Raw genomic sequence first — 12613 nt, 5'->3', positions numbered from 1 at the left:
GCGTCACCGCAGCGCCTGTCCGGGCAGCGCGCCTCTGGCCACGCGCCGCCTGCGGACAGAGCCCTTGGGACGTGAGAGGCTTCACCATGTGGAGATCGATTGTCAGGAAAGCCGCGGCCGTTGCCGGGCTATGCGCGCCGGCCTTGGGGCTCGCCGAGCCGGCCGCGGCGCAGGAGAAGCTGAAGCGCGGCGAATATCTCGCCGCCATCATGGATTGCACCGGCTGCCACACGCCGGGCACCATGCTCGGCAAGCCGGACATGACGCGCGCGCTCGCCGGCTCGGATGTCGGGTTCCAGATCCCCGGCGTCGGCATCTTCTACCCGCCGAACCTGACGCCGGACCGCGAGACCGGGCTCGGCCAATGGAGCGAGGCGGATATCGTCAAGGCCGTGCGCACCGGCGAGCGGCCGGACGGGCGCCTGCTGGTGCCGGTGATGCCTTATCACTCCTACAGCAAGCTCACCGATCAGGACGCCTTCGCGCTCGCCGGCTATCTCAAGAGCCTGAAGCCCATCCGCAATGCCGTGCCGCCGATGGTCGGCGCCTCGGGGAAACCCACCGCGCCCTATCTCACCGTCGTCGTGCCCTAAGGTCCGAGGCGGACCGCCGTCCGGGGCGGACCGCCGTCCGGGGCGGGCTGCCGGCCCGGGGCGGGCTGCCGGCCCGGGGAGGCTGGCGGCCCAGGCGGACGGTGGGAGGCTCGGCTGCGCGCCCCGTGTTCGCGCGAGCCGCGCATCCGGTCATCCCGGAACGGCCGGAGGCCGGGTCCGGGATCCAGAGCCGATGCCGTGAACAGATGAGCGGGACGCTTCTGTAGCCTCCTCCATCATGGCCGGGCTTGTCCCGGCCATCCCGATCGGACGGACGCTGTGCTTTTTCGATCGGGATCTGCGGACCAGCCTCGTTGGGATCCACATCGGTTCTGGATGCCGGTCTCGGGCCTGCGGCCCGCCCCGGCATGACGTCCCAGGATGACGCCGCTCACAAATGCCGCGTCTCGGCCGGTTCGTTGAACCAGTTGTCGTGGCGCCCGTCCATGGTGCGCACCGGGGCCTCCGCGAGTTCCGCCGGGTCGAGGTCGTCGAGCGCGGCCAGATTGACGGACACATAGGCCCCGCCCACCTCCGGAATGTCGCCATCGCCGAAGGTCGCGACGCCGCAGCTGCGGCAGAAGCGATGATGCGCCTGGCCGGTGCCGAACTGATAGTCGGCGAGCGCCCCCTCCCCTTGGATGAGCCGAAAAGCCTCGGGCTTGATCCCCGCGCCCCAATAGCGGCGCTTCCAGCAGATGGAGCAGTTGCATTTGCCCGTGCCGGCGGCGAGGTCGATATCGGCCTCGAACCGCACCTGGCCGCAATGGCAGCTACCGTGGTAGGTTTTGAGCATGGGGGTCCTCGGGACATCTCCGCCCTAAGCGGCCGACGGCAGGTTTAGCTAACGTTTCAACCACCCGGGCGCTTCGTTAAACCCCAAAATACGACCGAAGCATCAAAACGTATGGCGCTAATTTTTTGGTCGATTCAGCTAGTCCGGTAAGCTGATCGACGAAGTCGATCACGGTTTGCAGCCTCTCCTTCGAGGGATTTTGTTTAGCTGCGGCAACATAGGTCAGCGCCTTTTCCTTCTGACTTGGATCAATCTCCAATTCAATAAGCGTCGCCTTCAGCTTTTCTAAATCCGCTTGGATCTCCTGACTTCTTTGGTCATTTAGCCAATGCGATTGTGTTGGCCCGTGATTTGTGGATTGCCCATCTCCCACATTGATTGCACCGCCCTGAATACTACCAATATTATACTGCTTCTCTACCACTATAGTGCTCCTCTCCCCGAACAGATCACCAAATGGTCCGGCATCAATCTGCTTGAATCGCGTATACAGCGGCGTCCGAACGGCACTCGCCTCCATACGTTGTCGAAGAGATGAGCCGGGCGCTTCAGCTTCGTAAAGTTCAATCGCGTATTTTTCGTAGTTAGCACTCATATCGGCATTGCGGATGAGATGCTCAATGAGAAGTTGGCGTATTTCCAGCTCAGGTTCATTGACCAACCAATCCAAAATCAATACCTCAAAGATGTCAATGAAATTTCCTAAAAGTCCAACTGCCAACCCGCGTCGAGCTTCGATAGAAGGATCCGACATTCCCAGCCGAATGATCTCCCAGTTCGATTTACTTTTATTGGCTTCCATGGCAAGCAACTGAAAAACCCACGCACGAACGTTTGCTGGATGGTCCTCGATACGGCTTATATCTATACCCAAATTCGACGCACCAAGCTTATCATTTTCAGTAATAGCCCAACACTATACTGCGAAACGACATCATCATCGTGTCCTCCCAACACGCGAACCATCTCGGCATCCGTGTGTCTTGGATTGAGAAGATTTTCGGGAGATCTATTTAATCCCACAACAATCAATGCGAGCTTCAACAAATCTGGACCAGCCTTGTCAACATCCAGGGGAAGCTCCCGTAGATCGAGCTGATCTGCTCGAACGTGCTGCAATGCAGCAAGGGTAACCATTTTCGGGTCAAAGCTTAGCCCGCGCAACACATCGTCCGGCTTTCTCCTCACAGAAAGCTTGTATACGGCCGCGATTCCGGATGCCACCGTCTGCGGTTCATCAGAGCATGCCCGAAGCAGATGCTGAACCACCGCTATGCATTGGTCCTCGCTCCCGACACGCGCAAGAGCATTCAGCACCCATCGACGCACCTTCTCGTCGATACTTTGGCGATACGCCGTGCCGATAATTGAGTTGACGATCCCAATCCGTTGGTCGGGCCGGACCAAAAGACCGGCGCGGTAGAGTTTGCACAGCCGTTGGAGAGCATTTTTGATTTTGGCATTATCTCCGGTATCAATTTGGGACCGAAGATAGTCGCTCTCTACCTTATCGAGAAACAAATTGCTCGCTACCGGCACGATCTTTTCCTGACCAAAAGCGCCCTTTGGCGGCACTCGTGAGCACCATCCTAGACCAGGGGTCAAAATCATCTAGATTATTAACTGCCGTAGGTCGACTAAGCCATCGCACGTCATTCAAGGCTAGTCTGCGCTTGGTCGGCTCGAACCACGATGGGCATTCGAAGGCCACAACCGCGAGGAGGTCGTTGCTCTCGGGGCCCGATACCCATATGAAATGAGATAACCAACCTTCCGTTTGCTGATCGGCAGCGGAGCTCGGCAGTTCAGGAATGTCGAGATCTATTTTTGTGGCGTGAATTCCGGAATCAACAATCCCGAGATCAGACTGACTGAACAGAGTGAACTCGAAGTCATGTACTAGCGCTGAGAAACCAGCAGAACGTCGGTGAATAAACGCGTCCCGATCTTCCCGATAACGGCCGAGCCTGTACGTTAGGATCTCGCCCTTACGTTGCACACAAACAAACGATCTGCAAAACACGCTGTGATCTGACGAACGTCGTGGATCTTCATAGCGAAATTGATTAGAGCGCAGAAGATCTAGGATCACTTCCGGATCAATCGGCTCGTTCGAGCAGACCCGTTTGGCAAGTGTCCTTTCATCAATGGCTAACGCGGGACCAAGGACCAGTTCGCGGAAACGACGACGGGTGGGCACTGGGCGCCGGTGCTCTTCCGGAATTGACGTGTCGGTCAGAAATTCCCGTAGGAAGTATCTACCAGGGGCCGTCCGGAAAAAAGCGCTACGATCATGTCGCCGGACAATGTCCTCGCTTAGACGGGCACCAAGTGTCTTGTGCTGAGTCTTTCCGTATAGACGCGATGATACGATACCCGCACGATACGCTGCGGCCATTATTGCACGCGGAGTTAACGGTCGTCGTTCTGACCGCAGCACCGCCAACGCAATGTCGAGATATGAGTCCAAGGCGCCCCCTCGCCGTCTTCACCGGGTAGCATAGAGCGCCCGGTGGCTACGAGCAACCTACGCGCCAATGAATGCCGGCGGCGTCCCCTCCCGCGGCTCCCGTCGTCCGGGGGCCCGTTCGGGCCCCCTCCTCTACCCCCAAAAAACTCAAGCTGCCTGGCTGCTCGCCATGGGCGCCACGTTCTGGTTCATGCGGAACATGTTTTGGGGGTCGTAGCGCCGCTTGATATCCACGAGCCGCGCGTAATTGGCGCCATAGGCCGCCTGCACGCGGTCGGTCTCGTCCTCCGGCATGAAGTTGATATAGGCCGTGCCGGCCGCATAGGGCTTCATTGCCTCGAAGAGCGCGCGCGCCCAGCCGATGCAGGCCCCATCCATCGCCGGCTCGCGCCAGCGCGTATGCACATTCATGACGAAATGAGTGTTGCGCTGCGGGAAGGCGGTGGCGTCGGGTGCCACGCGCCCGGCCGCGCCGCCGACATGGCCGACGAAAACCTCGCATTCCGGCCCCGGCAGGTTGCGGATCGCCTCCAGCAGTGTGTCGATGGCGCCATCCGGCAGTTCGGTGAAATCGTGGCTCTTCCAGTAGTTGCGGGCGCCGGGCGTCAGCAGCGGGTCAAAGGCCTGCTGCCAGGCGCGGAAGTCGTGCGGGCTCACCACATCCACGATGGGGTTGCCGATGGCGCGCAGCTCCGCGGTTGCCCGCTCGCCCTCGGCCATATCGCCGCAATAGCACATGGCGAGCACCAGCACCTCCTTGCCGTGCCACTCGGCCGGCAGGAAGGGCAGCGGGGGCGCCTTGCGCATCACCGTCCAGCAGGTGAGCTCGTCCGGCGCATTGTCGAGCGCCTCCCGGTAGCGGCGCAGCACGGCCGCCGCATCCGCGAAGGGATGCACGACAAGGCCCGACAGCACCTGCGGGTTCATGCGGTTGAGCTTGAACTCGAAGGCGGTGACGATGCCGAAATTGCCGCCGCCGCCGCGCAGCGCCCAGAAGAGATCGGGGTTTTCCGTCTCGCTGGCGCGCCGCAACTCGCTATCGGCCGTGACCACGTCCACCGAGAGCAGATTGTCGATGGTGAGGCCGAATTTGCGCGTCAGCCAGCCGAAGCCGCCGCCGAGCGTGAGGCCGGCGATGCCGGTGGTGGAATTGATGCCGGTCGGGATCACCATCCCGAAGGCGAGCGTTTCCTTGTCGACATCGGCGAGCGTCGCGCCGGGCTCGATCCAGGCGCGCTCGGCGGTGGGATCGACGCGCACCGACCTCATCTGCGAGAGGTCGATCATCAGCCCGCCGTCGCAGATGGCATTGCCGGCGATATTGTGGCCGCCGCCGCGCACGGCGACGAGCAGGTCGTGGTCGCGGGCAAAGCGCACGGCATTGATGACATCCGCCGCCCCCGCGCAGCGCAGGATGAGGCCGGGCCGGCGGTCGATCATGGCATTCCAGATCGCGCAGGCATCCGTATAGGCCATGTCGTCCGCCTGGAGCGTGCGGCCGCGCAGCTGCATGACGAGCGCTTCGAGCGCCGGACCGGGGATGGTCGCCGTTCCCGCCGCCAATGTGGTCAGGCTCAGGGTCTGCATGCGTAATCCTCCCGTGAGGGTTCACCTCTGGCCCCAGCCGAGGCGGATTGTGCGCCCGCGTCAGGCGCCGCTCAAGCCATGCGACCGAAAGCGGGATGTTGATGTCATTGGGCGGATGGAGCTACGGCTTTTGGGGGCCATTTTCGCTCGAAGGCGGGGCACTGGCCCGCGGCGTCTGCGTCCCCTCTCCCCGGCGGGGAGAGGGACAGGGTGAGGGGGCATAGAGCCGTAAATGGCGAGAATTCCCCCTCACCCGGGCGCGATGCGCCCGACCTCTCCCCGCAAGCGGGGCGAGGTAACGCCGGCATGCGCGCCGCGCCCTATAGGCTCAGCTCCCAGGTCTGCTCGACGAGATCGTGGCCGAAGGCGCGGTGCGGCGCCTCGTGCACCAGCCGGAAGCCGGCCGCCTGATAGATGCGCCGGGCCGCAACGAGCACGTCGTTGGTCCAGAGCGTCAGGCGGCTGTAGCCGAGCTCTCGCGCCCGGGCGATGCAGGTGTCGACCAGCTTGCGGCCGATCCCGAGGCCGCGCGCGGAAGGCTCCACATAGAGGAGCCGGAGCTTGCCGATCGCCGGGTCGTCGGTCTTCATGAGGAAGACGGAGCCGGTGATGGCGCCGTCGCGCTCGGCGATCCAGGCGTCCTCGCGCGTGGGGGCGAAATCCGCGACGAAGCGGGCGAGGATCGCGGCGGCGAGCCCCTCATAGCTCCAGTCCCAGCCGTATTCGCGATGGTAGAGCACGGCCTGGCGGTGGATGACCCAGCCGATATCGCCGGGCACGAGGCCGCGCAGGGTGACCGGCCCGGCACCGCCGGCGGCACCGGCCAGCAGGCCTTCGATATCGTGCATGGCGCTGACGAGCCGGCCGCGGGACTGCGCCCCGAGCGGCGCGACGATGCCCTCGATCTGCGCGACCGTGCCGCGCTCCAGCGCGGCGAAGGCCGCCTGCCCGGCCGGCGTCAGCGACAGGAGCTGCTGCTTGCCGTGCGCCGGGCTCACGCGCCGCGTGAGATAGCCGCGCGCGGTGAAGCGCGCGACGATGCGGCTCACATGCGCCTTGTCCATGGCGAGCCGGCGCGTGATCTCGGCCGCCGTCGCCTGCCCGCCCTTGGCGAGCTCGTAGAGCACCCGCGCCTCGGCGAGCGAGACATCGCTCTCCGGCAGGTGCTTGTTCAAAAGCCCGATCACGCGCGTGTAGAAGCGGTTGAAGCGCCTGACCTCGGCGACGGCATCCATGGTTCGCCTCTCCAGTGTTGTCACTGACAACACATAACACCGATGCAAGGCAGGCGAAACCATCCGGAGTGGCAGCGCATGCAAAAGCCGTGTAGAGCCAAGCCTTCGCATTTGCACAAGGGGCGTGATCGGTGAGTTGGAAGAGGCAGTTGCGCCTGCCGCGGGCCATGTGGCTGTCGCCCCATGCCTGGCGGCGCCGGCTGGTGTTCTGGGTCGGGGCCATTCTCGTCGGCGCCATCAGCGTCGTCTTCGCCAAGGCGGCCGACTGGGCGCAGCTCTTGTTTCACGGCATGCGCTCGGAGGCCTGGTGGTCGCCGCTGCTTCTCACCCCGATCGGCTTCGTCGTTTCGGTCTGGCTGGTGCGCAAGGTCTTTCCGGGCTCGGAGGGCAGCGGCATTCCGCAGGCCATCGCGGCGCGGCACCTGCGCACCCACGACGAGCGCCAGCACCTGCTCGCCCTGCCCATCGCCGCCGGAAAAATCCTGCTGACGCTCCTCGGGCTCGCCTGCGGCGCCTCCATCGGCCGCGAGGGCCCGACCGTGCAGATCGGCGCGGCGATCATGCTCAGGCTCGCCCGTTTCGGCGAGATCGCGCATGAGCGCGGGCTCATCCTGGCGGGCTCGGCGGCCGGCATCTCGGCCGCCTTCAACACGCCGCTCGCAGGCGTCGTCTTCGCCATCGAGGAGATGAGCCGTGCCTTCGAGCAGCGCACCAACGGCCTCGTGCTGACGGCGGTCATCCTCGCCGGCATCGCCTCGCTCGGGCTCGTGGGCAATTACAGCTATTTCGGCTCCACCCAGGCGACCGTGGTGCAGCAGGCCGACTGGCTGCTGGTCGCCGTCTGCGGCATCGGCGGCGGCTTCTTCGGCGGCGTGTTCTCGGGCACCATTCTTGCGGGCTCGCGCTGGGCGCGGCGGGTCATCACCACCCATCCGCTGCAGCGCAGCCTGCTCATTGCCGGGTTTTGCGGGCTCGCCGTCGCCGTCATCGGCGTCGCGACCAATGGGGCGACCTTCGGTACCGGCTACGAGCAGGCGAAGAGCGCGGTGGAAGGCCAGGCGCTGCCCGCGACCTTCTGGCTCGCCAAGCTCGTCTCCTCGCTGCTGTCCACACTCTCCGGCATTCCCGGCGGCATCTTCGCGCCGGCCCTTGCGGTCGGCGCCGGCTTCGGCAGCATGGTCGCCGAGGTTCTCGGCAGCGATGCCATCTCGCTCGCGGTGGTGCTCGGCATGGCCGGCTATTTCGCCGGCGTGGTGCAGGCGCCGATGACCGCCTTCGTCATCATCCTGGAAATGACGGGCAACAACGGCAACGTCATCCCGCTGATGATCGCCGCCATGTTGGGCTATGGCACCTCGCGGCTGGTTGCGCCGCAACCGCTCTACCGCAGCCTCGCCTGGGGCTTCATCGAGGCGGAACGCGCCCGGCAGGCGGAGCGCGTTCGCCACGAGGCGGCGGCCGCCCCCCCGGAGGTCCCGAAGGGCTAGATATTCGCCGGCATCTGCCGGGGCTGAGCGTGGTCCGGGCAGGGCTCGACCTCGATCGTCACATGCGCGAGACCTTCGAGGCCGTCGAGCTTGGCCTTATAGGTCGTGGGCGGCTGTGGATGGTCCGAGACGATCGCGGCGATTACGCCCGTATGCCCCGGCCCCAGCCGCCACAGATGGAGGTCGGCTACCCGGTCCCCGCCTGTCTCGAGCCGGCGGCGCACCTCATGCGCCAGGGCGGCATTCGGTACCGCGTCGAGCAGCACGGCTCCCGCCGAACGGATCAGGCTCCAGGACCAAGCGAGGATGACGACGGTCCCGACGAGCCCCATCAGCGGGTCGAGCCAGAAAAAGCCGTAGAAGCGGCCGCCGAGCAGCGCGGCGATCGCCAGTACCGAGGTCAGTGCGTCGGCGAGCACGTGCACATAGGCGGCGCGCAGATTGGTGTCGTGGTCGCGGTGGGCGTGGCCATGGGCCTGCTCGTCGTCGTGATGATGATCGTGATCATGGCCGTGGTGATGGGCATGGCCGGTATCGTCATGCAGCAGCCAGGCGCTCGCCAGATTGACGAAAAGCCCGACCACGGCGATCGGCAGCGCCTGGGCGACGTCGATGTGAACCGGCGTGACGAGGCGCAACAGGCTTTCGTAGCCGATCAGCAAGGCGACGATGGCGAGCACCACGGCGCTCGCGAAGGCGGCGAGTTCGCCCACCTTGCCGGTGCCGAAGGAAAAGCGCGGATCGTGGGCATGGGTGCGCGCGAAGCGATAGGCGAGCGCGGCGATGCCGAGCGCGGCCGCATGGGTCGACATGTGCCAGCCGTCGGCAACAAGCGCCATGGATCCGAAGATCGTGCCGCCGACGATCTCGGCAACCATCATCGCCGCCGTCAGGCCGACCACCCACCAGGTGCGCCGCTCGTGCCGGGCATGGCTCTCGCCGAGAAAAACATGCTCATGCTGCCAAAGATGCATGGAGTGGCTGTGCATGGTCGGTCCCGTCATTTCCCTATCCGGAGCGCGTTGCTCTTCGATCAAAACGCGCTCTCCGTCGTGTGGCCCCGAAAGCAGGTGGCTTGCCGTAGATCGGTGGCTTGCCGAAAGAACGTAGCCTGCTCGTCATCATGCTCTAAGTTGGGCAAAGGCGCGCGTTGCGCAAGCGCTTGCGATAGCGCTCACCTGCCCGGCGCGCAGCCGTCCGATTGCATCTTGGCCCTGCCGTCCCTTATCTCACATGACAAAGGCCGAAGCCGCGACCTGGCGTCCGGCGGCATGCGTGGAGTTCGCTCGATGAAAGCTGTTCAGATCAATGAGAAGCTCTGGGTCGCCCCGCAGCTCGGCTTGGACGATCTCGCCGATCTCAAGGCGCAAGGCGTGACCGGCGTCATCAACAACCGGCCGGATGGCGAGGAGCCGGGCCAGCCAGCCGCGGCGGAAGCGGCAGAGGCCGCCAAGGCGCTTGGGCTCACCTATAGGCATGTGCCCTTCGCCGGGCTCGGCTTCGACGAAGCACTCGTGCGACAGAACCAAGAGGCGATCGCAGCGAGCCCGGGACCGGTGGTGGCGCATTGCCGCTCCGGCACGCGCTCCCTCACCATCTGGGCGATCGGCGAGGTGCTCGACGGGCATATGACGGTCGAGGAGGCGGAGGACCTTGGGGCGCGTTTCGGCTTCGACCTCGCGGGCGTCGGTCGCTGGATCGCCTATCACCGCGGATGAGGCGCCCTGACCGGCACCGGCTTTCGCAGATTTTATGAGTGGCGTGAGCTCGGCCGTTGACCAGTTATCGGCGAGGCAAAACAATCTGTTGTTTTCTCTGCCGATTTTCTGGGTTTATGACGATTTTTTATATCGGCCGGGCCGGAAGAACCGCCCTGTGACGAGAAAAAAATGAGCGCTCGGGCTCGATTTTTTTCGATTGATGATTTGGAATTGTCGCCCGTGCGAGCTATTTCTCGGACCGAGTCCGGCGCAACTCGGCGCCGCGACTGCAGAAGGACGACATTATGGCTACCGGAACAGTTAAGTGGTTCAACGACCAAAAAGGCTACGGCTTCATCCAGCCGGATGCCGGCGGCAAGGACGTTTTCGTCCATGTGAGTGCGGTGGAGCGCTCGGGGCTTCGCGGCCTCGCCGAAGGTCAAAAGATTTCCTATGAGGTCCAGGCCGATCGCCGGACGGGCAAGGAAGCTGCGGTCAATCTTCAGCAGGCCTGAAGCCGCACGCCACGCCGGAGCCGGTCCACGGGATCGGTTCCGGTCACGCTTGGAAGGCGACGTTCAGCGCGCCCTGTTGGGCTTGCGCGGTGTGACCGTGGCCCGCATCGGCGTATCGCAGCCCGTGCAGATGCCGCTCGTCGCAGCTCTGGCACGACGATCCCATTCGGCGTCGCGCTTCGTCTGCGCCTGCCGCGCCTTGGATGCACTCAACGCCGTATCGTCCCGGAGGCGCTGCTCCGCCGCATCGGGTTGATAGGCCGAGGTGCCGCTCTGGGCAAAAGCCGGAACTGATGCACCAGCCGCGATGGCGGCAGCGGCCAGTCCAAGCAAACTCAAGTAAAATCCTGACGGCCTCACGCAGATCTCCCGGGCAAACTGGCCAAAGTCCAACGCCTGGAAGACCTCCTGCGCTTGGCACGGGCCGACGAAGCCATCCGTAGATGGGCACTCGCCCATCGGGTGTCAACATACCGCCTTCGGCCATCGTTTCGGCGGAGGCTGGCGCTTTGCGCCTGGACGTCTTCAGCGCAGGCCGAGAGCCCGGCTGCGCGCATTGTCGATATGTTTGGCGAGCGCCGCGGCCGCATGGGCGGGATCGCCCGTTTCCATCGCCGCGATGACGGTCAGGTGCTCTTTCATCACCGGCGCGACGAGCCCGTCGATACGGATGAGCTCCTGGCGAATAAGGCGGATCTTGATCGAATTCACGCGATAGGCCTTGGCGATGATCTCGTTGCCCAGGGCGTCGATGATCGTGTCGTGGAAGCCCCAGTCCACATTCTGCGCTTCGGCCACGAGCGCGGGCGTCGTGTCCTGCTCCGCACGCGCCAGGATGTCTTCGTGCTGCGCCCTGAGGGCGGCAATCGTCTCCGCCGCGGCCGTCTCCACGAAGACGGCCATCGCCTCCTTCTCCAGAAAGAGCCGGAACTGGTAGGCCTCCCGGATGAGATTGAGGTCGATATGGGCGATCTGCATGCCGCGTTGCGGCACCGTCTTGATGAGGCCCTCGGCCTCGAGCCGGGGCACGAGTTCGCGAATGGCACCGAGCGGCAGCCCGGTCAGTTCCACCAGCTCACGCTGCGAGATGAACTGGCCAGGGCGAACTGCACTCGCCAGCAGATGGCGCGTGAAGCTGTCATAGGCCTTCTCTCGCAGCTTGGGCGGCTCACGCGCTTCGTCCGCGCGCTCCATGGAGAACTCCTTTCAGGCGGCCGGCGTCGCCATTATCCGGTCGAAACGATCGGCGACCGCCGCACGATCCGCGGCCGCAAGCTCCGTCAGCGGCGGCCGCATGGCGACCCAGCCGGCGTCGTCACGGCGATGGGCGATCAGCGCCTTGACGGCAGCCATCACCGGATAAGCGATAATGTCGTCGACTAGGCGATTGATGCGCGGGTTCTCTCGCCCCTCGTTCGCCAAAGGCAAGAGCAGGTCCGGGCAGAGATTGGCGAGTCCGGAGATCGCACCTTGCGCGCCGGCGCGCACGGCCTGCGCCAGGCAGCGCTCGTCGCCCACAAGGATCACGCGGCCGTGATGGGCGGCCAGCAGCCGCTCGGTATAAGACCAATCGCCGGACGAGTCTTTGACGCCGATGAAAACCTCCGGAAAGCCCTGACAGAGACGCTCGATCAGCGTCAGCGGCATGGCGACCGCTGTCATCGAGGGAATATTATAGAGGAGGATGTCCCGGGCACGGGCGCCCAGCCCTTCGACGACCGCCGCATACCAGGCGAAGACGCCCTCCTCGTCAACGCCCTTGAAGAAAAAGGGCGGCGGCAGGAGAACCGCCCGGCAGTCCTGATCGAGGGCCATCGACGCCTGCGCAACCGCGTCGTCGACCGACGTGACCGCAACGCCCCCGACGATCTCGGGCCCGGCGATCCCCGCCCTCGCAAGAACCGAAAAGACGTTATGGCGCTCGGCAAGGCTGATCGAGGCCCCCTCCCCGGTCGTGCCGAAGAGCGTCACGCTGCTGCAGCCCTCTGCCCGGCACCAGCGCGCATGCTCCACCAGCCGGCCCGTGTCGATCCGTCCGCTCTCGTCAAAGGGCGTGGACAGGGCCACGGAAAGGCCAAAGCGCTTGGGCTCGTTCACCTTCATCTCCGCTCACAACATGCTAACATGTTAGTCGGATGAATTTGTGCTTGCAAGCCTTGTCGGCACCGACAAGAATGGCGCTGGTTGCATCTCCCACGGGGAATGGGACACTGCGGCCTGACGCGCAAAC

At 64.3% G+C, this 12613-nt stretch carries 14 protein-coding genes and 1 pseudogene; 4 read left to right on the top strand and 11 right to left on the bottom strand.

Annotated features, from left to right (window positions below; all coding sequences use genetic code 11):
* The first annotated feature begins 86 nt into the window (after window positions 1-86).
* Window positions 87-593 (top strand): c-type cytochrome, encoded by a 507-nt coding sequence (locus ACFQU1_RS20270; RefSeq protein ID WP_378136045.1) that lies wholly within the window; start codon window positions 87-89, stop codon window positions 591-593.
* A gap of 391 nt (window positions 594-984) precedes the next feature.
* Here the strand turns inward: ACFQU1_RS20270 and ACFQU1_RS20265 are convergent, their stop codons facing one another.
* From ACFQU1_RS20265 to ACFQU1_RS20235, 7 genes and pseudogenes are all read right to left on the bottom strand, one after another.
* Window positions 985-1389 carry a GFA family protein gene (locus tag ACFQU1_RS20265; protein ID WP_378136043.1) on the bottom strand — a complete coding sequence of 135 codons (405 nt, stop codon included), beginning with the start codon at window positions 1387-1389 and terminating at the stop codon, window positions 985-987.
* Between the two features lie 76 nt (window positions 1390-1465).
* Window positions 1466-2263, bottom strand: coding sequence for a hypothetical protein (locus ACFQU1_RS20260; RefSeq protein WP_378136041.1), 798 nt, complete (start codon window positions 2261-2263; stop codon window positions 1466-1468).
* Window positions 2254-2964, bottom strand: coding sequence for a hypothetical protein (locus ACFQU1_RS20255; protein ID WP_378136840.1), 711 nt, complete (start codon window positions 2962-2964; stop codon window positions 2254-2256). The genes ACFQU1_RS20260 and ACFQU1_RS20255 overlap by 10 nt, the downstream gene beginning before the upstream one ends.
* Window positions 2897-3589: a hypothetical protein gene (locus ACFQU1_RS20250; protein WP_378136838.1), complete on the bottom strand. Its 693-nt coding sequence runs from the start codon at window positions 3587-3589 to the stop codon at window positions 2897-2899. Before ACFQU1_RS20250 ends, ACFQU1_RS20255 begins: the two co-directional genes overlap by 68 nt.
* A 51-nt stretch (window positions 3590-3640) precedes the next feature.
* Window positions 3641-3859: pseudogene (locus tag ACFQU1_RS20245) on the bottom strand (winged helix-turn-helix domain-containing protein); the annotation flags it as partial.
* 147 nt (window positions 3860-4006) lie between these two features.
* Complete coding sequence (locus tag ACFQU1_RS20240) at window positions 4007-5446, bottom strand: FAD-binding oxidoreductase (protein WP_378136039.1); 1440 nt, start codon at window positions 5444-5446, stop codon at window positions 4007-4009.
* Between the two features lie 320 nt (window positions 5447-5766).
* Complete coding sequence (locus ACFQU1_RS20235) at window positions 5767-6681, bottom strand: GNAT family N-acetyltransferase (protein ID WP_378136037.1); 915 nt, start codon at window positions 6679-6681, stop codon at window positions 5767-5769.
* A 167-nt stretch (window positions 6682-6848) separates the two neighbouring features.
* Between ACFQU1_RS20235 and ACFQU1_RS20230 the strand changes: the two genes are divergently transcribed.
* Entirely contained in the window at window positions 6849-8168 is a 1320-nt protein-coding gene (locus ACFQU1_RS20230; RefSeq protein WP_378136797.1) for a chloride channel protein, read from the top strand.
* Here ACFQU1_RS20230 and dmeF read toward each other — a convergent pair.
* Window positions 8165-9157 carry a CDF family Co(II)/Ni(II) efflux transporter DmeF gene (gene dmeF / locus ACFQU1_RS20225; protein WP_378136795.1) on the bottom strand — a complete coding sequence of 331 codons (993 nt, stop codon included), beginning with the start codon at window positions 9155-9157 and terminating at the stop codon, window positions 8165-8167. The two genes, ACFQU1_RS20230 and dmeF, sit on opposite strands and share 4 nt — an antisense overlap.
* Window positions 9158-9457: 300 nt before the next feature.
* Between dmeF and ACFQU1_RS20220 the strand changes: the two genes are divergently transcribed.
* Window positions 9458-9886, top strand: coding sequence for a TIGR01244 family sulfur transferase (locus ACFQU1_RS20220; RefSeq protein WP_378136035.1), 429 nt, complete (start codon window positions 9458-9460; stop codon window positions 9884-9886).
* A 287-nt stretch (window positions 9887-10173) separates the two neighbouring features.
* Window positions 10174-10383, top strand: a complete 210-nt coding sequence (locus ACFQU1_RS20215) for a cold-shock protein (protein WP_378136033.1) — start codon at window positions 10174-10176, stop codon at window positions 10381-10383.
* A 63-nt stretch (window positions 10384-10446) separates the two neighbouring features.
* Here ACFQU1_RS20215 and ACFQU1_RS20210 read toward each other — a convergent pair whose 3' ends face one another.
* The 3 genes from ACFQU1_RS20210 to ACFQU1_RS20200 form a co-directional block, all read right to left on the bottom strand.
* Window positions 10447-10722, bottom strand: coding sequence for a hypothetical protein (locus ACFQU1_RS20210; RefSeq protein ID WP_378136031.1), 276 nt, complete (start codon window positions 10720-10722; stop codon window positions 10447-10449).
* Between the two features lie 186 nt (window positions 10723-10908).
* Entirely contained in the window at window positions 10909-11577 is a 669-nt protein-coding gene (locus tag ACFQU1_RS20205) for a GntR family transcriptional regulator (RefSeq protein WP_378136028.1), read from the bottom strand.
* A 12-nt stretch (window positions 11578-11589) separates the two neighbouring features.
* Complete coding sequence (locus ACFQU1_RS20200; protein ID WP_378136026.1) at window positions 11590-12480, bottom strand: dihydrodipicolinate synthase family protein; 891 nt, start codon at window positions 12478-12480, stop codon at window positions 11590-11592.
* Window positions 12481-12613: the final 133 nt, after the last annotated feature.

The sequence above is a fragment of the Chelatococcus sp. GCM10030263 genome (assembly GCF_042666455.1).
In the GTDB taxonomy this organism is placed as follows: Bacteria; Pseudomonadota; Alphaproteobacteria; order Rhizobiales; family Beijerinckiaceae; genus Chelatococcus.
The sequence above is the reverse complement of the archived record's forward strand: the minus strand, read 5'-3'. Positions and strand labels throughout refer to the sequence as shown.